Raw genomic sequence first — 21,203 nt, forward strand, 5'->3', positions numbered from 1 at the left:
ATTAGCTTGGTAACAAAATGTAAACTGCATCACATATTCAAAAAACAAGCCGTTTTTCATGTTTTATTTTAAAAACTCCAGCACATAAAAAAGCCACCTTGCGGTGGCTTTCATTTCAGCAGTGCTGAAATCAACAATTAACCAAGTTTTTTAGTTACGTAGTCGATTGCTGATTGAACTGTTGTGATTTCGTTAGAATCTTCGTCTGGGATTGTGATGTCAAAATCGTTTTCGAAAGACATTACAAGCTCTACTAAGTCTAAAGAGTCAGCACCTAAGTCATCCATAAAAGATGCTTCGTTTTTGATTTCTTCAGCTTTAAGACCAAGTTGTTCTGCAACCGCTTGTTTAACGCGTTGTTCGATATCGCTCACAGGAATTCTCCTCATTGCTTGTGGCGTTTTTAATGCCGTTAGTTTAATTGAATCTATAAAATTTTGAAAGTTTATACTTGAGCTTAGCTCATGTATAAACCACCATTTACGTGTAACACTGTACCAGTGATGTAACCAGCTTTGTCAGAAGCCAAGAAACTCACTGCATTTGCGATATCTTGTGGATCACCTAAACGGTTTAATGCCACTTGCTCACTCATTTTTTTGCGAATTTCTTCACTTAACTGATCTGTCATTTCAGTTGCAATAAAGCCCGGCGCAACCGAGTTTACTGTAATTTGACGACTGCCCATTTCTTTAGCAAGGCTACGGCTGAATGCTTCAATACCGGCTTTTGCCGCAGAATAGTTCGCTTGTCCTGGGTTCGCAAAATGTGCTACCACAGAACTAATATTAATAATGCGTCCAAAACGTGCTTTGGTCATGCCCTTCAAGACACGTTTAGATAAACGGTAAACTGCCTTTAAGTGAATGTTGAGAATGTCATCCCAATCATCTTCTGACATACGCAGTAACAAATTATCTTTGGTAATGCCCGCATTGTTAACTAAAACCAAAACTGAACCATAGCTTTGTTCAATTTCAGAAACCAATGCATCAATGGCTGCACCATCACGGACATCCAATACTTTACCTGCACCGTTTTCTGCAAAACTTGCCGATAATTTTTCTGCGCCCGCTTCAGAAGTGGCAGTACCTACCACAAAAAAACCGTCTTGAATGAGTTGCTGAGCGATGGCTGCACCAATCCCTCGGCTTGCACCTGTGACTAATGCAACTTTACGTTCTTGTGTCATGCAATTTTCCCTTCTGCCACTAAAATGGCATTTAGTGCATCTTCCATACGACTTTGTGTGTCGAGTGGGAATGCTTTTTCGATATTCGGTAAACGCTTCGCAAGATTCGCCAATACGTTGCCTGGGCCACATTCCACGATATATTCAATACCCTGATCTTGTAGGTATTGCATGGTTTGTGTCCACTGCACCGATTGGTACAATTGCGCAGTAAGTGCCTGACCTAATTGCGCAACATCTGCCGCGATTCCAGCGTTGACATTTTGTATTACAGGAATACGCGGTAGCTCAATGGCAGTTTGTTCCAAAGCTTGTGCAAACTGTTCTGCCGCAGGTTTCATCAATGAACAGTGCGAAGGTACAGATACAGGCAGTGCAATAGCTTTGCCACCATTTTCTTTAGCCAATGCCATCACAGCTTCGACTAAAGTTTTATCGCCTGCAATCACGACTTGGCCTTGCGCGTTGTAGTTCGCTGCTTCTACCGAGCCACGACCTTGCACATTGACTTGTTCACATAGCTCTAGCACTTTGGCATCTTCAAGACCCAAAATAGCCGCCATAGCGCCCTGCCCTTGTGGTACAGCATTTTGCATTAACTTACCACGTAAGTTCACCAATTTGACTGCATCGCCCAAGCTTAGGCTGCCTGCTGCAACCAATGCGCTGTATTCGCCTAATGAGTGCCCTGCCAAGTATTTTGGTGCAACACCACCCAGCTCTAACCACACACGCCATAATGCGATACTTGCAGTGAGTAATACCGGCTGAGTAAATTCTGTTTGGTCTAAACCTTCACCACTTTGTGCAATGTGCCATAAGTCAAAGCCAATTGCTTCAGAGGCTTCTGCAAATGTTTCGCGCACACCGCTAAACTGTTCTGCAAGCTCAGCCAACATACCGGCTTTTTGTGAGCCTTGACCAGGAAAGACAAATGCAGTTTTAGTGGCTTGAGCTGCTTGCTCGAGTCGTTTAGCAGACATAAAAAATCCTTTAATTAAGATGCGCAAATTGTAGTTTTTAGCAGCTACAATCCACACCTTCTCATGTAAGCTCAGTTATGGAGCGAAAATTTAACACTTAATTTTGCTTTTAGTAATTGCCAAATACAACAAAAATCGGGCACAAAAAAAGGGAGCTTACGCTCCCATTTTTTCTACTAAGCTTGACGCTTAATACATCACCAATTATTCAGCATCTGCTGCTTTAGCGAATAATTGACGACCACGGTAGAAACCATCTTTAGTTACGTGGTGACGACGATGAGTTTCACCAGTAGTTTGGTCTACAGTTAATGCATTCTCGGTTAAAGCGTCATGTGAACGGCGCATGTCACGGCGAGAGCGACTTTTACGGTTTTGCTGAACGGCCATGATGGCTCCTTACAAAGATCGAAAAAATGGATCAGAACAAATTGAGTTGTCTTAACTGGAAATTATAACATAATTTTCAGTTAAGTTTACCTTTCAAACTTGCCAAAACATCAAACGGATTATCACGTTTTTCTTCGGCAATGTTCTGAATGGCAGGTTGATGCTTATGCTCGCAAGCGTCATGCTTAGGAGATAAAGGCAACAACAATAACAATTCATCTTCTATAAGTGACAGTAAATTAGCCGTCGCAGGCGAATCATAATCGCCTTTGGTGGTGGCTTCACTTTCACCTAATACAATGAAATCAGCATCCTCATCCAAGCGCTCTATCAGTGACTCATCATCCACAAGAGCTAGATGAAAATCTGAAACGAGGTCTATTTCTACAGAACCCAAGCAGCGTTGGCATTCCATTGGAACTCTCGTTTCAATATGACCATCTAGCCATACAATGCGATGATACGCATCCATTGATAGCTTACAGTCTATGTTAACCAATTGATCATCAATTGATCCAACAGCTTCACGGGCGATACGAGCAAAGCGAGACAATGGCAGGTTACCTGACCATGTAAAGCCCTGTTCAGCCCATTTAAACGGCTCAATCTGTGCCGGAAAGGTATTTGCTGACATAATTAAGGCGGCAATTCTACAAATTCATCAGTACTCTGTCAAAGATTAAGATACAATTTTGTACTTATTTAGACAGACCAATTTTGGGTAACACAGTCATGCATCTGTTGCAGCCGCAAACAGAAGTGAATTTTTCATCACTTGTGAGCACACTTCCAACCACCAATTCTGACACTTCGCCCCCCCAAGTGCAACTCTCGGACTGGGCCAAACTGAATACAGAAGCGGAACAGGTGGACTGGCTCATCTTACACTTTAATCACTGGTTTTCCCACCTAAATGTGAACTTGGTCAAAGGTGACTTTGAACCTGAGTACTTTCCTGCAACAACAGACCAACCTGCACGAATTCAATTTGCGCATGGCTTCTTTAATAGTGCACTGCATGAAATTAGCCACTGGACCATTGCAGGTGAACAACGCCGCCTATTGTCCGATTTAGGCTATTGGTATGCCCCCGATGGTCGCACTCAAGAACAACAAGCCTTGTTTGAACAAGTCGAAATAAAGCCGCAGGCAATAGAATGGCTGTTTGCTCAAGCGTTTGGCCGTAAATTCCGCGTGTCTTTAGACAACCTGACGGGTGAAGGTGGAGATGGCAGCACTTTTAAAGACAATGTCTTTGCACAAGTGCAGCGTTATTTTAATGGCGAAGCCAAATTACCACGCGATGCAAAACGCTTGATTGAATGTATTTGTTACTGCACCCGAGGTGGCAAAACATTACAAATTGAAGAATTTGAACGTAAAAATCTAGATTAAATGCAATAAAGCATGGGGCAATGATTGCAAGTGACATCCATCCCCTTTCATAATGAAGCGACGAACACAATTACGCACTGAGGGAATTCATATGTTGCATTTAAGAGTACATCCTGAAAATCCGCAGCCGCGTCTCATCAGCCAAGCGGTTGAACGCATACGCGCGGGCGATGTGGTGGTTTATCCAACCGATGCTGCCTATGCAATTGGTTGCCAGATTGGTAACAAAAATGCGATGGAGCGCATTTCACAAATTCGTGGTTTAGGTGCCAAACACCAGTACGCCATTATTTGTGCCGATTTATCGGATATTGCCACCTACGCCAAAGTAGACAATGCCATGTATCGTCTACTAAAAAACAATACCCCAGCGGTAACGACCTTTATTTTGCCTGCGACCAGTGAAGTGCCACGTCGCTTAATGCATCCGAATAAAAAAACTATTGGTTTGCGTATTCCAAGCAACCCAATTTGCCGCATGCTGCTGAAAGAGCTGGGTGAACCTTTACTGACCAGCACCCTGATTTTACCAGGTCAGGAAGACCCATTAGATGATCCTTACGAGATTGATTTACAGCTCAGTAAACGCATAGACGTACTGATTGATGGTGGCTTAGGCACACTCAGCACCACCAGTATTGTGGACTTGTCGGGTGACAGCCCGCAAATTATGCGTCGTGGTGTGGGTGATGTGAGTGCTTTTGAATAAGCACTCCTTGATTCACATTGTATTTATTATTTTCGTGACATCATCACCCAAGAAAATACCCCTATTTATTTTTGGCTTTTTTTGACATTTGGTTGTAGAACAGATTTATTTCAACCACGATATCCTTTAGACTAGCCGCTATTAATTTTGTGCTATTTCTCTACCGCTCCTCCTATCTAAAGCGGAAATAGCGTTTGCATGCTTTTGAAAATTCGCGTGGCCCAATACTGTAATGAATCAATCCCTCCACAATGCGATGGAACCTGCCCAACACATTCGTGTGTTAGATGAATGGCAAGAGTCGATTCCAGAGGATTTATATATTCCTCCTGCAGCATTTGAAATTCTGTTAGAGCATTTCGAAGGACCACTCGACTTTCTGATTTACCTGATTCAAAAAAATGGCTTCGATTTACTCCAGTTAGATATTGCCCCTATTGCATCGCAATATCTGTCGTATATGGATGCTATGAAATCACTGAATATTGAGCTCACTGCTGACTATATGGTGATGGCTGCACTATTGGCCGACTTAAAATCACGGCTGTTATTGCCAAAAGCACCAAGCGCCAGTGCAATTGAGAAAGACCCAAAACAAGAGCTGATTGACCGCCTAGAAACATATTTAAGAGTCAAGCAAGCGGCGGAACGCCTTGGGCAAATGCCAGTTTTAGAACGTGATACCTTTGCCACCAATGTTGGCTTAGGACACACTGCTGTGAATAATGTCGGCTATGCGGCCGATCAATTACGTGATGCGTTGTTCTGCATTTTTAACCGTCCTGAACCTGTGACCCATCAAATTTTGCAAGAACCTGTTTTGCTCGAAGAACGAATTGCGTTTATTGAAGCTAAACTCGCCTCGGGTGAAATTCTCAGTTTTGATGCGCTACTCAAGCCAAGTCAGGGGCGAATGGGTATGGTGGTGACGTTTATGGCTATTTTAGAACTGACTCGCCAGCAGAAGGTATGCATTGTGAGCAGTGGTATTGAAGCACCATTGAGTATTCAAGGGGCGCAGGCATGAACTCAGAACAGATTGTTTCAAACCTGTCTGAAGGTGAGCAACAGCATGAATTGCTAATGCAACTTGAAGCTATTATTTTTGCCAGTGATAGCGCAGTGTCTTTGGCGCGCCTAAAAGAAGCCTTTCATGACAAATATAGCAAAACACAATTACGTCAGTTTTTACAACAACTTGCCATGCTACAACATGGTCGCTCGATTGAACTGATCGAAACCGCTCAAGGATTTCGTTTTCAGGTACGGGCAAAGTATCGTACAATTATTACACAGGTGTGGCCTGAACGTCCGACTCGACTGTCACCCTCTATGCTGGAAATATTGGCCGTGATTGCCTACCACCAGCCTGTGACCCGAGCAGATATTGAACAAATTCGCGGAGTGTCAAACAATAGTCAAATTTTACGTACATTGTTTGACTGGAACTGGATTAAGGAATCTGGCTTTCGAGAACTCCCAGGAAGACCTGCGTTGTTAGTTACAACGCCCCAATTTTTAAATGCGTTTGGCTTGAATTCCTTAAGCCAATTGCCTCCCCTACAGGATGCCAAGGAAGCTTTCATGGCACTCGATGCATCTGCGTCTGTGTCTTGAATAGGTAAACTGTTGATGATCATTTCTAAGGTTGTGCTGTCATGAGTGAAAAGTTGCAAAAGGTACTCGCACGAGTAGGCTTGGGTTCTCGCCGTTATATGGAAGAAGTCATTGCCGCTGGTCGTGTGAGTGTCAACGGCCAAGTTGCCCAAGTGGGTGAACGTATCGAACCAGGTGATGAGCTTCGCATCGATGGTCGTAAAGTTCAGTTCCAAATTGAAGATGAAATTCGTCGTCGTGTTCTGATTTATTACAAACCAGAAGGCGAAATTTGCTCACGTAATGACCCAGAACAGCGCCCAACTGTATTTGACAACCTACCTGCAATTGCAAATGATCGCTGGGTGATGGTGGGTCGTCTGGATATTAACTCGACAGGCTTATTGTTATTTACCAATGACGGTGAACTCGCCAACCGTTTAATGCACCCATCTAACGAAATTGAACGCGAATATGCGGTTCGTGTTATGGGTGAAGTGACACCACAACTGAAAAACAATATGTTACGCGGTGTCGTGCTGGATGACGGCCCTGCCAAGTTTGAATCTTTCTCTGAAATTGGCGGTGATGGTATTAACCGTTGGTATCAAGTGGTGGTTAAAGAAGGTCGTAACCGTGAGGTTCGCCGTATTTTTGAATCACAAGGTTTGAAAGTCAGCCGCTTATTACGTACTCGTTACGGTACCGTGATTTTACCGCGTGAATTGCGTACAGGTCGCTGGATGGAATTAGATAAAAATGACATCGACAACCTTGCCAAAGCGGTAGAACTTAAACCACGTCAAGGCACAGGTTTGTATGGCATGGCAAAACGCCGCAATGAACGTATGCAGGAAAAACCATTAGCAGCACGTCGTGGTGGTTTCTTGCGTCAGCAACGCCGTGACACCGAAGAAGCTGCGCAAAATACAGGTTTTGTAGCACCGCGTGAACGTCGTCAAGATGGCAATAGCTATGCAAACCGTGAACCACGTCAGGATGGTAACAGCTATGGCAACCGTGAACGTCGTGAAGGCAACCAATATGGTCAGCGTGAACGCCGTCAGGATGACAACAGCTACGGTAACCGTGACTATCGTCAAGAAGGTAATAGCTACGGCAACCGTGAACGTCGCCAAGACCGCAACAGCTACGGCAATCGTGAACAGCGCCAAGACGGTAACAGTTTTGGTAACCGTGAACGCCGTGACGAAAATGCGCCACGCAAACCTTTTGGCAATAAAAACTTTAAAAAGTTTTAAGCTTTCAATATCAAAACTGAAAACTTAATACGCAACAAAAAGCCACTTTCACAGTGGCTTTTTGCATTTTGGACTGAAGTACATTCAGACTGCTGTTTAAAGCTTTTCAAATCAAAATTCAGCAGCTGCTAATACAGGAATCTCAATCCACTGTGCATTCGGGAAGCTATGAGCCAAATAATTTTTTAAATACTTGGCAGTATCCTGCGAAATTAAAGGGTCTTGCAATTCATCATTTAAGTTATAGGCCAGTGCATACAAGTTCAAACCACGTGTTTTTAAAGCTTCCAAACTGAGCAAAGTGTGGTTGATACTACCCAAACGCCCAGAACTCACCAAAATAACAGGATATTGTTTTTGCTCAATATAGCCGATGGTGAGTAAATCTGTGGTCAGCGGCACCATTAAGCCACCTGCGCCTTCTAGTAACACCGCATCATACTTGGCTGCCAATTGTTCAGTTGCCGCTGCAATTTTGGCAAAATCAATCTCTCGACCATCAATTTGTGTTGCCAAATGCGGTGAAGCAGGATAGCTAAAAATTTCAGGCATGGTCAACTTGTCATCATCTTCAGGTAACCATTCACTGCCCATAATTTTACGGTGCTGCTCAATATCTTCAGAAATATGCTGATTGCCCGTTTGAATCAATTTTTGAGTGATGGTACGGATGCCTTGGGCATTCATAGTCTTGGCCAAATAACCTGTAGCATAGGTTTTACCAATACCTGTGTCTATACCACTGACAAAGTACACTTGGGCGGTCATGGCATTCTCCGTGCAAGACAATAAATAGGATGGTAGGTCAATGTATAGCTTTTTGGCTGGGTGAGATGCTGCTGACTAAATTGTTCATAGCCCTGATAAAAATTCATTAAACTGGCTTTGCTCCAACGCTGACCTTGCGCGGTGCCTGTCACCCCTGTGGCTTTTAAATGCTGCAAAACTTGTTTGGGATGCTGAAAATTCAGTTGCTGTAATTGTTCTGAACAATGTAGCACTTCAAAGCCTTGCTGTTGCAGCAGCAGTTGTAACTCAGCTGTACTGAAATAGTCTAAGCCCTGCCCTGTTAGTTGCTTCATTTCCATCAAGTTTTGAGGGCCAAATGTCGAAAAGCACAAATATCCATGTGGTATTAACGCTTGATGGGCCTTGTGTAGTAAAGCAGCTAGGTCTTCAACCCATTGCAGGGCTGAACTGGAACAAATTAAATCCAACGACTCAGGAAAAGCCAACTGTTCAATATCGCCAATTAAACCGTGAATGTGTGTTGTTGTATGCGGCAAGTGCAGATAAGGCTGTAAAACTTCAGTATATAAGTCATTTAAAGTCAACTGCTGAATATCAAACTTGCTTAACAACAAGTCAGTCAAATTGCCTGAACCACAACCGATTTCAAGTACATGCGATAGTGCTGTGCAAGGCTGTGTATGACTTGAGTGCTGCACAAAACATTGCTGCATTTTAGTGATTAAATGCTGACAAATTTGCTGCTGTACCACCGCATGCGATTTATAACTTGCATGTGCCCGGGCAAAACGCTGTGCGACCTGTGCTTTATCTATACTCATGCCAAGATACTCAAAGCATGCTCAGCAACGGCGCTAAGTCTGTTGTTTCAAATTGCGTATTTAAACAAATGCGCAAACGTGAACTGCCTTGCGGTACGGTGGGTGGGCGCACAGGCATCACATAAAAACCTGCGGCCTGTAATTGTTGAGCTTTAGTTACGGTTGCACTGGAGTCGCCGATAATCACAGGAACAATTTGTGAGCTAGATGGACACGCAAAGCCTTGTGCACGAATCCCCTGCTGCATATATTGGCTCAAGGCAGCCAAATGCTGACGCTGTGCCTGCATTTGCACAATGTGCTTGAGCATGAATTGTGTCCATGCCATACAAACAGGTGATTGTGCGGTACTGAAAATTAGTGGACGCATCCGATTAATTAAGTAATCACGGATAATCGGATCACAAATCAAATATCCCCCAATCGAAGCAACGGCTTTACCAAAAGTCCCGACCAGAAAATCAATTGCATCAATCACGCCATATTGTTCAGCACAACCTAAACCTTGCACGCCACGTACGCCAATGGCGTGTGCTTCATCTACATATAACATGACTTTGGCAAATTGCTGTTTAAGCGCCACTAAAGCAGCTAAATCAGTTTCATCGCCATCCATACTAAAAATGGATTCGGTCACCACAATAATGCGTTCATAATTATCATCGGCATGATATTGGCTGAGCAATTGCTGCAAATGTGCCAAATCATTATGGCGATAACGCAAATATTTGGCAGATGACAAGCGAATCCCATCAATCATGCTGGCATGTACCAGTTTATCTGCCAAAATGAGCGTTTTTGCATCTGCTAAGGCGGGTAAGATACCAATATTCATGTGATAACCGCTGTTAAACAGCAAGGCGGCACGTCCATGAAATAATTGACTCAGCTCGGCTTCAAGCTGTTCATAGGCAGGGAAATTTCCTGTTAACAAACGTGATGAAGATGCACTCATCAAGCGTTCAGTATTTGGCGTTTCATCAAAAAACTGTTCACGCAAGCGCAAGTCAGAGGCCAAACCCAAATAATCATTGGAAGATAAGTTCAGCATGTGTTGTTGCTGAATTTCAATCATTTTGCCGTGTTGCTGATTACTGCGAAATTGACGAAAATTACCTTGCTGACGAAGTTGATCGAGCTGTTCTGCGTAGTGGTCAAGTAAATTCATGCGTCTGCTTCCTGCATTTCACACACTACGGCTACCAGCTGCTGCAACAACGTATCCAACTCTTGTGCTGTAATTACATACGGTGGCATCACATATACCAATTTTCCAAATGGACGTACCCAAATACCACGTTGCACGAATTGTTGTTGTAGACGTTGCATATCTACCGCATGTTTCAACTCCACGACACCAATAGCACCAAGTACCCGCACATCCTGCACCCATGCCAAATTCGCTAATGGCGTTAAATGCTGTTCAAGTTGCTGCTGAATACGTTGAATATTGGCTTGCCAGTCTTGTGACAATAATAATTGAGTGCTTTTTAGCGCAACCGCACAGGCCAATGGATTGCCCATAAAGGTCGGGCCGTGCATAAACACACCTGCTTCACCTTGCGAAATCGTTTCTGCCACCTGTTTTGTGGTCAAGGTTGCAGACAAAGTCATATAACCACCTGTCAGCCCTTTGCCTACGCACATAATATCGGGTTCGACCTGTGCATGTTCCCAGGCAAAGAGCTTGCCTGTACGCCCAAACCCTGTAGCAATTTCATCAAAAATTAGCAGAACATTATATTGTTCGCAGAGCAATTTAGCCTGACGCAAATATTCGGGATGATAAAAGCGCATACCGCCTGCACCTTGCACAATTGGCTCAATAATCATGGCAGCAATATTGTGATGCTGGTCTGCCAAACTTTGCGCCAGCTCTGCAATATCGCCAGGATTCCACTCTTGATCAAATGCGACTTGCGGTGCGGAAACAAAATAACGCTGTGCCAGACTTGAGCCAAAAACCTGATGCATCCCTGTGACAGGGTCACAGACTGACATGGCATTCCATGTATCGCCATGATAGCCAGAACGAGTGGTAATAAAGTTGGTTTTTTCAGGCTTGCCTTGTGCAGTCCAATATTGCACGGCCATTTTCAAGGCGACTTCTACCGCAACTGAACCTGAATCTGCATAAAAAATTTTATCTAAACTTGGTGGCGTGATTTGCAGTAACAAACGCCCAAGTTCAATGGCTGGGCTGTGAGTTAAACCACCAAACATGATATGTGCCATGTTGTCGAGTTGTTCTGTGACAGCACGGTTCAGTTCAGGATGATTATAACCATGAATCGCGCACCACCACGATGACATACCATCAATCAATTGACGGCCATCTTCAAGTTCAATGGTGCTGCCAAATGCCCGCTTTACTTTGAAAGTCGGCAGCGGCTGAGTCATAGAGGTATAAGGATGCCAAAGATGTTCACGATCAAAAACCAAATCCATCTGTTCTGTCATCCTGTCCTCATCCTTGAAATTACAAAACTAAGCTGTCGTAAATCTTAAACCTGTCTGCCTGCAAAATAAATTGCGAGATTTGTCACTTATCCCTGAGTTGACGGATTTTTCTGTAAATATTGGCAGATTTTGCTAGTCAGCTCATCTGCATGGAACAATGGCAGCCCATGCGAGCCTGATATAACATCTACACTTAAGAACTTTGCAGCTAAATTTTGAAGTTTAGTAGCAACTTTGCAATCAACTAAAACATCTTGCTCGGCAAAAATATGGTACTGCTGACCTACATACTGTTGTAGCTTATTCACCAAGTTTAGGTTTTCCAGTAAAGCCAAACCGTGTTTGAGTAAAGATTGAGGCTGTGCCTGCACCAAACTTTGCAATTGCAGCAAATCGGTTTTACTGCTGCTGACACCCTGACACACCATAAAACCAAATCGCTTTAACGTCAGAATTGGGTCTTGTTCAAAAGATTGTTTAAATTGAGCAAAAGTCGCTGAAGGCATGGCGGTATCCCACCCTGCGTGTGCCACAAAACACGGATTAGACGCAATCGTGATTAAGGTTTTATATTCTGCATATTGATGGGCAATCGCATCGACCAGTAGTGTTGCCAATTGACCGCCGAGTGACCAGCCCATAATCACATCAAACTGGCGTGCCAATTCCACCTGTTGCTGTAACACTTGTGCATCGGCAGCGTTAAAAATATTGATCAGTTCAACCCGAAAACCTTGTGCAATCAAAGCTTGCTGCAATGGGTTCAATAAAGCAGTGCCACCGCCCCAGCCCGTAATCAATAAAATTTGTTGTTGCACGCTGCTTACTCTCAAATTGAAAAATAGCTTCAGTATACCCAATCTGCTCAGCCATCATAGCTTGTTCAATTTAAAACACAGATAAAAAAGCCCGATCTGAATAGATCGGGCTTTGGGGTATTTGTTTACATCACATTTGCGATTGAATGTAGTTTTGCAAACCAATCAGCTCAATTAAACGTAATTGTTTTTCTAACCAGTAAGTGTGGTCTTCTTCGGTGTCGCTCATTTGCTGACGCAACATATCACGGCTGACATAGTCGCCTTTTTCTTCACACAATTTTACGCCTTGCGCCAATTTTTCACGCACTTCGTATTCCAGTTTTAAATCGGCTTTTAAGCAAGACACCACATCTTCGCCCACATCAACATCATCACGTTGCATATTCGGTGTGCCTTCAAGGAATAACACACGGCGAATCAAGGCATCTGCATGTTGCGCTTCTTCCTGCATTTCATGGTCAATGCGCTCAAAAATTTTGCTTAAGCCCCAATCTTCATACATACGCGAATGAATCAGGTATTGATCGCGAGCAGCCAGTTCGCCACCGATCAACATATTTAGATAGTCTACGACTTCTGGATTGCCACGCATTTTCTTCACTCCCTTTCTTGATCTAGTCATTATGGACATATTCGGTTTAAATTGCAAAAGTTAATTATTGTAAACCTATGATTTTTATAAAATTAAAATGAGAAACATACGCATTTTCAATTTAGTTTAAAAATTCCCATATATAAAACAAACGCTTGGAAAAACGGTGCAATAAAAATGACAACACAATGATTTTGCATCATTTTGTAAATACAGAATGAAAACTCATTTTGACGTTCGGGTATTGTGAAAAATACCCGAAAAGCGGATTTTAAAACCCAGCTGCATTATCATAGCCACAAGTTCCATCACTTACGTAAAATAATGACAAATCTAAATCCCTCTGCACCCATTTTAGTCACAGGCGCAACAGGCTATATTGCCAGTTGGGTGATTAAAAACTTATTGGAGCAAGGTCATCAAGTGCATGCCACAGTCCGTGACCTCAACAAAACCCACAGTTTTCAGCACCTGACCGATATTGCAGCCAACAGCACTGGCAGCTTGCAATTATTTCAGGCCAACTTACTTGAAGATGGTGCGTTTGATGCCGCCATGCAGGGCTGTGAAATTGTGCTGCACATGGCTTCACCCTTTGTGGTCACCAATTATAAAGACGCAGTAAAAGACATTATTGAACCTGCGGTGATTGGCACCGAAAATGTTTTAAACAGTGTTAACCGTACTGCATCGGTAAAGCGTGTGGTGGTCACCTCTAGTATTGCCGCAACCTATGGTGATGCGATTGATATTTTAAAGACTGCACACAACCGTTTTGATGAAAGCCATTGGAATACGACCAGTAGTCCTGAACATCAGCCTTATCCTTATTCAAAAGTAGCAGCAGAACGTAAAGCTTGGGAAATGGTACAAGCACAGCAACGCTGGGATTTGGCCTGTATTAACCCTGCTTTGGTGCTCGGGCCATCCTTAACCAAAAACACGCAATCGGGCAGCGTGGAGGTTCTCTTGCAATTTGCCAATGGCTTAACGCTAGCAGGTGTGCCAGCCATGTGGAATGGTATTGTAGATGTACGTGATGTTGCCGATGCCCACATTCAAGCCGCTTTCAACCCTGCAGCGCAAGGTCGCTATATTATTAGTGGTGGTACATTCAGCTTACTGGAAATGGGCAAAATTTTGGCACAGCATTTTGGACGTAAATATCCGTTCCCACGTAATCAGTTACCTAAATTTGCCTTTAAAGCCTTTGGTCCTTTACTTGGTTTTTCCCGTAAATTTGTGGAACTGAATATGGGCTACCCAATTTATTTTAATGCGGAAAAAAGTCAGCGTGAATTGGGCATGCACTACCGCAATATTGAAACCAGTTTGATAGAGCACTTTCAGCAATTGATTGATGACGGGATTGTCAAAAAACGCTAAATCATCAACTTTTCTAATAAAACAAAGGCACTTCATCATGGAAGTGCCTTTGTTTTTAAGCAGATAAAATGCGCATGAATCATGCTTATTCAAGCACACCATATTCTTGCATGAGCTGAATAAACTCAGCTTCATTCATCACTTGCACACCCAACTTCTCGGCTTTTTCTAGCTTTGAGCCAGCTTTCTCACCAGCCACAACACATTTGGTTTTGCCCGACACACTGCCGCTGACCCGTGCACCCAACGCTTGCAATAATTGGGTTGCTTCATCGCGTCCCATTTGGCTTAAAGTACCCGTAATCACCCAGCTCTCACCATTTAACGGCTGGCGTGTTGGTGCTATCGGAGCATCCCAATGAATGCCTGCTGCCAATAATCGATCCAATACTTCTAAATTATGCGGTGCTTGGAAAAAGTCTAAAATCCATTCTGCGGTAATGTCTCCCACATCTGGAGTTTTCTTTAATGCTTCTAGGTCAGCTTTACGTAAAGCCTCTAAAGTCTGGAAAGTATTGGCAAGCATGCGTGCTGTGGTTTCACCCACACCCCGAATCCCCAAAGCATATATAAACGCTGCCAATGTGGTTTTTTTACTATTTTCAATCGAGTCAATCAGGTTCTGAACTGACTTTTCACCCATTTTTTCAATGCTGAGCAAGGCATCACGGTGTTCATGCAAATGATAAATATCCGCCACATTTTGCAGTAAGTTCAGGTGCAGCAAGGACTCGACCCAACGATCGCCCAAACCTTCAATATCCATGGCTTTACGTGAGACAAAATGACGAATCGCCTCAATACGTTGTGCGGCACAATACAAACCACCCGAGCAACGTGCCAGTGCCTCACCCTCAGGCATCACCACAGGTGAATCACACACTGGGCATTGCTCTGGCAAATGGACTTCCTGTGCATCTGTAGGGCGGAATTCTGGCCAGACTTTTTCCACTTTCGGAATCACATCACCACTACGGTAAACGCTAACAGTATCGCCTAAACGCACATCTAAACGATGGATTTCACCAATATTATGCAAGGTCACATTAGATACTGTCACACCACCCACTGCGACTGGATTTAAACGCGCTACGGGAGTTAGCGTACCAGTACGACCTACTTGCCAGTCAATATTTTCAATAGTAGTTAAAGCCGCCACGGCAGGGAATTTATAAGCAGTTGCCCAACGTGGTTCACGACTTAAAAAACCCAATTGCTGTTGCTGTTTCAGCTCATTGACCTTGACTACCATGCCATCAATTTCAACGCTTAAATTCGGGCGTTCAAGGTTAATTTGTTCATAAGCGGCTTGAACTTCCTGAATGCTCTTGCAAACAAAATGACGTTCGCCAATTTCAAAACCAAACTGTTCCAACCACGTTAAACTGTCTGACATGGTACTTTGCCCATGATGCGGCACACATTGCGCAATGCCATAAGCATAGAATGCCAAAGGTCGCGATGCGGCAATATTTGGGTCTAACTGACGTAAACTGCCCGCTGCTGCATTGCGTGGATTGGCAAAAGTTTTTTCACCTTTGGCTGTATTGGCAGCGTTAAATTTTTCAAAGCCAAGTTTTGGCATCAGCACTTCGCCACGCACTTCCAAAAATTCAGGAATGGTAGTTGTATCCGCACTCAAGACTTTAGGCAAATTACGGATAGTTTTGACGTTGTGGGTAATATCTTCTCCTGTTTCGCCATCACCACGGGTCACACCACGCACCAATACCCCATGCTCATACCAAAGCGAAATGGCCAAACCATCAAATTTGAGTTCAACATCGTATTCAATAGTTTGGTTAGGCAAGCGCTCTTCAACACGTCGTGCAAAGGCAAATAATTCTTCCTGATTAAAAACATTGCCTAAAGACAGCATCGGTACAGTGTGGGTCACACTGGTAAATTTTGCCAAAGGCGTACCACCAACTTTATTGGTTGGGGTATCAGGCTGCACCAAATCTGGATATTGCTGTTCTAGCGCTTTGAGCTGATGGAAAAGCTGATCATATTCACTGTCTGCAATTGTCGGTTGATCCATCACATAATAGGCATGATTGTGCTTGGCAAGCAGTTGAATCAATTGACGCATTTGCGTCACGACAGTTAAATCTACAGACATATTTTCCACCATAAAAAAGGGCGGTCTTGTTCCGCCCTTCTGTTTCTATGTAGCCGAGGCTACCATTTTGCTGACAGCATTATAAAAATGCCTACCACAAGTTGCAATTTATCTCAGATCACTTTGATCAATAATACTCTACGCAATTAAGCTTACACTGCGCAAAAATGCAGCATGTTAGCTATGACTTGCCTGACCCGCACGATAATCAATCGCTTGATGACGCCAGTGCTCACGTAATTGTGGGGTAAATTCCAAATGGTTTTGGTCATAGACCGTACCATCAATTTCACGGGCAATCAGTCCCGAAATACTAACCATGGTGTCAAAAGCATTTTGCACATCGCTATGCGGTAAAGCGAGGAAAAATGCCAAACCTTTAACCTGTTCAGTCGATAGCGTTTCTAAATCAAAGCCATCTGCGCCTTCATCATTAATTTGTAGCACAGAGAATAATAGCTTAGTGCCATCTTCGTTATAACGATGGAAACATGACATTTCACCAAAACGCAAACCGTATTTCATCAATACTTTTAAGGCCTTATCACCCGAAAGTATGCGACGCTCTGGGAATACATTCAGCGCAATAAAAGATTCCGCTGTGGCCAAAGCACTTTCTTCATCCATGATTTTTTGTTCATGCAAGTGCGAATCTAAAATGCTACTTTCTTCGTTAAATTCTGAAATTTCCGCAGTTTCAATGTGTTGATTCAGGCTGTATTCATTTGATGTTTTGGCCTGTTCACTGGTGTTTGGCTCAGTTTCTGCGATTACCTGTTGAATTTCATCTGACAATGAATATTCGGTCGTGTTAGATGTGGTCGATACTGTTGCAGTGCTTGGCTCAGCGACATCGGCAGTTACTGGCGCTGTTTCAGTCGTTACCTGAGCAGTCGTTTCAGAGGCATCTTGAGCTGACACATCGGTCTGTAGATTTGCCGTAGATTGAGTCGCTTCAGTACTTTTATCTGCAGTATCATCAGAAAATGCCTGTGGTTCAGTCTTGGCAGAAACTGGGGGTTCATGAACGGCATCTGCAGTCAAAGTCGGTTCTACCCGAACTGGAGTGGCGTCGCTCTGCAATTGATCACGTACATGCCGTGGAATAATTGGTTTTTGACTATCTGCATTAAACTGCAATTCAGAGTCCAATGACGGCGCTGAATCTGCTGGTTTTTTCAGAATCATTTTTAAACCAAACGCCATGATAATAATAGCGATGACAATTCCAACGATTGTGGTGATTTCCATATTATGCCTCCGCGACTAGGCCGTATTCTGCGGCTTCTTCTAAATTTACGGTTACTAATTTTGAGGTTCCCGGTTCAGGCATGGTAACACCTAAGAGGTCGGTTGCCATCGTCATAGCAAGTTTATTATGTGTAATGTAAATGAATTGGACTTGTTCAGAAAGTTCTTTTACTAAATTACAAAAACGTCCCACGTTGGCATCATCTAGCGGTGCATCAACTTCATCGAGCACACAAAATGGCGCTGGATTTAAACGGAAAATTGCAAAAACCAATGCCAACGCAGTCAGTGCTTTTTCACCACCAGAAAGTAAAGCTAAGGAACTGTTGCGCTTGCCTGGCGGACGTGCCATTAATTTTACTCCAGACTGCCAATCATCTTCCAAACTCAAACTCGCTTCACCGCCATTAAAGACTTTTGGAAACAGCTCCTGCAATTCGGCATTGATCTGATCAAAAGTACTCATAAACAATTTACGGGTTTCTTGATCAATACTTTTCATGGCCGCCTGCAACTGCGACACAGTATTTTCCAAATCTTCAATTTGATGGCTTAATTCTTCAAAACGGGCAGATACTTCTTCATATTCTTCCGAAGCTGCCAAATTGACTGCACCCAATTTATCAAACTGCTGCTGCGCTTTGGCCAGCTTCTGCTGATGTGCAGTCACATCAATTTGTAAACCAGTAATGATTTCACTGTTTAAATCTTTTAACAGTTCAGAATAATGCTGATAGTCCGACTTGGCCGACTGCCACGCCAAACGCTTTTCTTCAAGCTGTGCACGTAGCTGCTCATCTTGCTGCTGCTGTTGCTGGCGCTGTTCGGTCAATTGCTGCTGTTTGGACTGCACACTGTTCAATTCTACTTGCCATTCCTGCCAAGTTTTTTGCAGTTTTTCAGTCTGTTGCTGCTGCTCGCTAAACTGCGTTTCCAGCGCAGGTAATTCCAGTTGGACTGGATCAACAAACTTTTTGGCTTGTTCCATTTGCGCCACAATCTGTTGATATTGTGCTTTTAAGAAGGTGGCATCTTTTTCCAATAATTCAGTCTGCTGCTGGGTTTGCACCGCTTGACGACGCAGCAACTCTAGCTCTTGTTGCTGCTGCTGAAATGATTGTTGTGCTGTATCAAATTGCTCGTTTAGCTGCTCGACCTGAAATTGCAAGGTTTTATACTGCGGCAAGGCCTGCTCAAGTTTAAATGCCAAAGCATGCAAATCAATTTCCAGATCGTCTTTTTGCATAGCATCTTCTTCGAGCTGCTCATCTAACTGTGCCAATTGATTTTGCAACTGCTGTTGCTGTACAGCAAAGGCCTGCGCTGCACTTTCGGCTTTCGCAATTTGCACATCCACGGCCTGTACAGCCTGTTGCTGCTGTTTCAATGCCTGCTGTTGCTGCTGTAATTGCTGTTGTATGTGTTGCTGTTGTTGCTGCAATTCGGGTAAATGCTGTTCTGCTTGCTCACATTGTGGCAGTTGCAGCACCAAAGCCTGCTCAATTTCATCCAAACGAATCCGATGGCTGAGCGCCCCTTGCCCAGCCTGTGCGGCTTCATCATAAAACACCCCAATCACCCAGTCAGGGCCAACATGATAACCATCTAAACTTAAAATAGATTGCCCTACTTGCAATTGCGTTTGCAAAGCCAAAGCCTGTGATAAATTTTCTGCAATCGCAACCTGCTGCCATAAAGAACTTTGTGGTGCAGTAATCCAGTCACTTAAACATTCACAGCCAGACAATTGCATGGCCGATGTTTGGTGATCTGTAACAGCATTTACTTTTAACTGACGTGCGCAGCTGTCTTGAAAGGCGCTATTTAAATCGACCAACTGTGCAGATAGCCATTTAGATAAAAACTTTTCAATCAAACTGGCATGTGCTTTGGCTGTATCTGCAAGTTGTAATACTTGCATCAACTGCACTACATCGTTTGCCACTTTGGGACTTTGCTTAATGAGCAATTGATTTAGATTTTTCTGCTCAGACTGCAAAATCTGAATTTCGGATTTCAGCGCTGCACACTGTGTTTGATGCGATTGATACTGTGCCTGCAATGTACTCAGTTGCAGCGTAGTTTCCTGAATAAGCTGTTCTGAAACGCCCAATTCCATCTGCAAACGCTGCTTTTCATCGTGTAATTGCTGCAGGTTGTCTTGCCCATCCTGCTGCTGAATCTGAGCAAATTGCTGAGTCAAGGTTTGTTTTTGCTGTTCAATGCGGCTGATATTTTTGGCAAGCTGCTCACTTTGTGCCTGCATTTGCACATGTTTTTGTTGTTGTTGCTCTACTTGTGCCTTGATTTGTGCATACTGCTCGGTTTGACCACTTTGCTGGGCTTTTAAATCCTGCAACTGCTGTTGATGTTGCTGCGCTAACTGATCTTGCTGCTGCACATTACGCTGCTGTTCATCTTGTTGATCGGACAAAGTCTCTAGCTGCAATTCAATTAACTGCAAACGCTCTTTGGTTTGTGCTTTTTGTTGTTCTAACTGCGATAAGGTTGCAGTATTTTGCTGAAACAGACTTTGTTTTTGTTCCAGTGTCATTTTGAGTTCAGCCAGTTTTTTTTCTGCCTGCTGCCATTCTTGCTGCAACGGTGTCGATTGCTGAATTAAACGCTGAAATAATTCACTGGTTGCAGTTAAATCATGTTCTAAAGTAGTCAGCTCCGAACGTACCAGTTTAAAGCTTTCCCCAAGTTCATTCATACTCAAGGTATATTCTTGCTGTAAGCGTGCACTGTGTTCGCATTGAAAAGACAGTACTTCCACTTTAATGGTACGAATTTCACTCTCAAGTGCTTTATACTGAATGGCTGTTTCGGACTGACGTTTTAAGGTCTTCAGCTGTGATTTGAGTTCGGCAGCAATATCTTCCAAACGCGCAAGGTTTTGTGTGGTGTGATCCAAATGCAACATGGTTTCACGACGACGCGCCTGATAACGTGACACGCCAGCTGCTTCTTCAATAAACACCCGCATTTCTTCAGGTTTGGCATCAACCAAACGGTTGATCATGCCCTGTTCAATAATTGCATATGAACGTGGGCCTAGACCTGTGCCTAAGAAAATATCGGTAATGTCACGACGGCGACATTTGGTACCATTTAAAAAATATTCCGACTTGCCATCACGGTTGACCTGTCGACGGACTGACAGTTCATTATAGGCATTATAGGCACCGCCTAATTTGCCGTAGGTATTGTCAAAACGCAGTTCAACACTGGCCACGCCCACCGGTTTACGCTTGGCGGTTCCCGTAAAAATGACATCCTGCATACTGCCACCACGCAGCTGACGTGCGCTGGACTCGCCCATCACCCAACGAATGGCATCAATCACATTGGATTTACCACAGCCATTTGGCCCCACCACAGCGGTACGGTTGGCTTTAAAATGTAAGGTCGTATTGTCGGCAAAAGATTTAAAGCCAGAAAGTTTTAAGCTGCTTAAACGCATAATGTCC

Annotated in this window: 19 protein-coding genes and 1 pseudogene; 6 read left to right on the top strand and 14 right to left on the bottom strand. The window is 43.6% G+C overall.

Annotated elements, in window-relative coordinates; genetic code table 11:
* Nucleotides 1–137 precede the first annotated feature (137 nt).
* From acpP to HHA41_RS07580, 5 genes are all read right to left on the bottom strand, one after another.
* Nucleotides 138–374 carry an acyl carrier protein gene (acpP, locus tag HHA41_RS07560; protein WP_001279871.1) on the bottom strand — a complete coding sequence of 79 codons (237 nt, stop codon included), beginning with the start codon at nt 372–374 and terminating at the stop codon, nt 138–140.
* Between the two features lie 83 nt (nt 375–457).
* On the bottom strand, nt 458–1,192 hold the full coding sequence (gene fabG / locus HHA41_RS07565; protein WP_004972328.1) for a 3-oxoacyl-ACP reductase FabG: 735 nt from the start codon (nt 1,190–1,192) through the stop codon (nt 458–460).
* A complete protein-coding gene (gene fabD / locus HHA41_RS07570; RefSeq protein WP_096902067.1) occupies nt 1,189–2,175 on the bottom strand; it encodes an ACP S-malonyltransferase in 987 nt (328 codons plus the stop codon). Before fabD ends, fabG begins: the two co-directional genes overlap by 4 nt.
* Nucleotides 2,176–2,379: 204 nt before the next feature.
* Entirely contained in the window at nt 2,380–2,565 is a 186-nt protein-coding gene (gene rpmF, locus HHA41_RS07575; RefSeq protein ID WP_004723964.1) for a 50S ribosomal protein L32, read from the bottom strand.
* Between the two features lie 76 nt (nt 2,566–2,641).
* On the bottom strand, nt 2,642–3,199 hold the full coding sequence (locus HHA41_RS07580) for a DUF177 domain-containing protein (protein ID WP_131260705.1): 558 nt from the start codon (nt 3,197–3,199) through the stop codon (nt 2,642–2,644).
* A 98-nt stretch (nt 3,200–3,297) separates the two neighbouring features.
* On the opposite strand from HHA41_RS07580, the gene HHA41_RS07585 reads away from it, so the two are divergent.
* The 5 genes and pseudogenes from HHA41_RS07585 to rluB all read left to right on the top strand — a co-directional run.
* Entirely contained in the window at nt 3,298–3,960 is a 663-nt protein-coding gene (locus HHA41_RS07585; RefSeq protein WP_104853112.1) for an elongation factor P hydroxylase, read from the top strand.
* A gap of 91 nt (nt 3,961–4,051) precedes the next feature.
* Nucleotides 4,052–4,669 (top strand): L-threonylcarbamoyladenylate synthase, encoded by a 618-nt coding sequence (locus tag HHA41_RS07590; protein ID WP_168418820.1) that lies wholly within the window; start codon nt 4,052–4,054, stop codon nt 4,667–4,669.
* 232 nt (nt 4,670–4,901) lie between these two features.
* Nucleotides 4,902–5,696: a ScpA family protein gene (locus HHA41_RS07595; RefSeq protein WP_178319277.1), complete on the top strand. Its 795-nt coding sequence runs from the start codon at nt 4,902–4,904 to the stop codon at nt 5,694–5,696.
* The gene (scpB, locus tag HHA41_RS07600; protein ID WP_168418819.1) at nt 5,693–6,286 is read left to right on the top strand and encodes an SMC-Scp complex subunit ScpB; all 594 of its coding nucleotides are present in this window, start codon (nt 5,693–5,695) and stop codon (nt 6,284–6,286) included. Before HHA41_RS07595 ends, scpB begins: the two co-directional genes overlap by 4 nt.
* Nucleotides 6,287–6,327: 41 nt before the next feature.
* A pseudogene (rluB, locus tag HHA41_RS07605) lies at nt 6,328–7,200 on the top strand (23S rRNA pseudouridine(2605) synthase RluB); the annotation flags it as partial.
* A gap of 438 nt (nt 7,201–7,638) precedes the next feature.
* Here rluB and bioD read toward each other — a convergent pair.
* The 6 genes from bioD to bfr form a co-directional block, all read right to left on the bottom strand.
* The gene (gene bioD, locus HHA41_RS07610) at nt 7,639–8,295 is read right to left on the bottom strand and encodes a dethiobiotin synthase (protein WP_168418817.1); all 657 of its coding nucleotides are present in this window, start codon (nt 8,293–8,295) and stop codon (nt 7,639–7,641) included.
* The gene (gene bioC / locus HHA41_RS07615; RefSeq protein ID WP_168461214.1) at nt 8,292–9,098 is read right to left on the bottom strand and encodes a malonyl-ACP O-methyltransferase BioC; all 807 of its coding nucleotides are present in this window, start codon (nt 9,096–9,098) and stop codon (nt 8,292–8,294) included. The genes bioD and bioC overlap by 4 nt, the downstream gene beginning before the upstream one ends.
* Nucleotides 9,099–9,108: 10 nt before the next feature.
* Nucleotides 9,109–10,266 (bottom strand): 8-amino-7-oxononanoate synthase, encoded by a 1,158-nt coding sequence (locus HHA41_RS07620; protein ID WP_168461216.1) that lies wholly within the window; start codon nt 10,264–10,266, stop codon nt 9,109–9,111.
* Nucleotides 10,263–11,558: an adenosylmethionine--8-amino-7-oxononanoate transaminase gene (gene bioA / locus HHA41_RS07625; protein WP_168461218.1), complete on the bottom strand. Its 1,296-nt coding sequence runs from the start codon at nt 11,556–11,558 to the stop codon at nt 10,263–10,265. The genes HHA41_RS07620 and bioA overlap by 4 nt, the downstream gene beginning before the upstream one ends.
* An 86-nt stretch (nt 11,559–11,644) precedes the next feature.
* Entirely contained in the window at nt 11,645–12,376 is a 732-nt protein-coding gene (locus HHA41_RS07630) for a hydrolase (RefSeq protein WP_168461220.1), read from the bottom strand.
* Nucleotides 12,377–12,506: 130 nt separating this feature from the next.
* Entirely contained in the window at nt 12,507–12,971 is a 465-nt protein-coding gene (bfr, locus tag HHA41_RS07635; protein WP_168418812.1) for a bacterioferritin, read from the bottom strand.
* A 324-nt stretch (nt 12,972–13,295) separates the two neighbouring features.
* Between bfr and HHA41_RS07640 the strand changes: the two genes are divergently transcribed.
* The gene (locus tag HHA41_RS07640; RefSeq protein ID WP_168461223.1) at nt 13,296–14,357 is read left to right on the top strand and encodes an aldehyde reductase; all 1,062 of its coding nucleotides are present in this window, start codon (nt 13,296–13,298) and stop codon (nt 14,355–14,357) included.
* An 85-nt stretch (nt 14,358–14,442) separates the two neighbouring features.
* On the opposite strand, the gene ligA is transcribed toward HHA41_RS07640, so the two are convergent.
* From ligA to smc, 3 genes are all read right to left on the bottom strand, one after another.
* Nucleotides 14,443–16,479, bottom strand: a complete 2,037-nt coding sequence (gene ligA / locus HHA41_RS07645; protein WP_168461225.1) for an NAD-dependent DNA ligase LigA — start codon at nt 16,477–16,479, stop codon at nt 14,443–14,445.
* A 177-nt stretch (nt 16,480–16,656) separates the two neighbouring features.
* The gene (locus HHA41_RS07650) at nt 16,657–17,730 is read right to left on the bottom strand and encodes a cell division protein ZipA C-terminal FtsZ-binding domain-containing protein (protein WP_168461227.1); all 1,074 of its coding nucleotides are present in this window, start codon (nt 17,728–17,730) and stop codon (nt 16,657–16,659) included.
* A 1-nt stretch (nt 17,731) separates the two neighbouring features.
* On the bottom strand, nt 17,732–21,196 hold the full coding sequence (gene smc / locus HHA41_RS07655) for a chromosome segregation protein SMC (protein ID WP_168461229.1): 3,465 nt from the start codon (nt 21,194–21,196) through the stop codon (nt 17,732–17,734).
* Nucleotides 21,197–21,203 lie beyond the last annotated feature (7 nt).

The organism is Acinetobacter sp. A1 (assembly GCF_012371315.1).
GTDB lineage: Bacteria > Pseudomonadota > Gammaproteobacteria > Pseudomonadales > Moraxellaceae > Acinetobacter.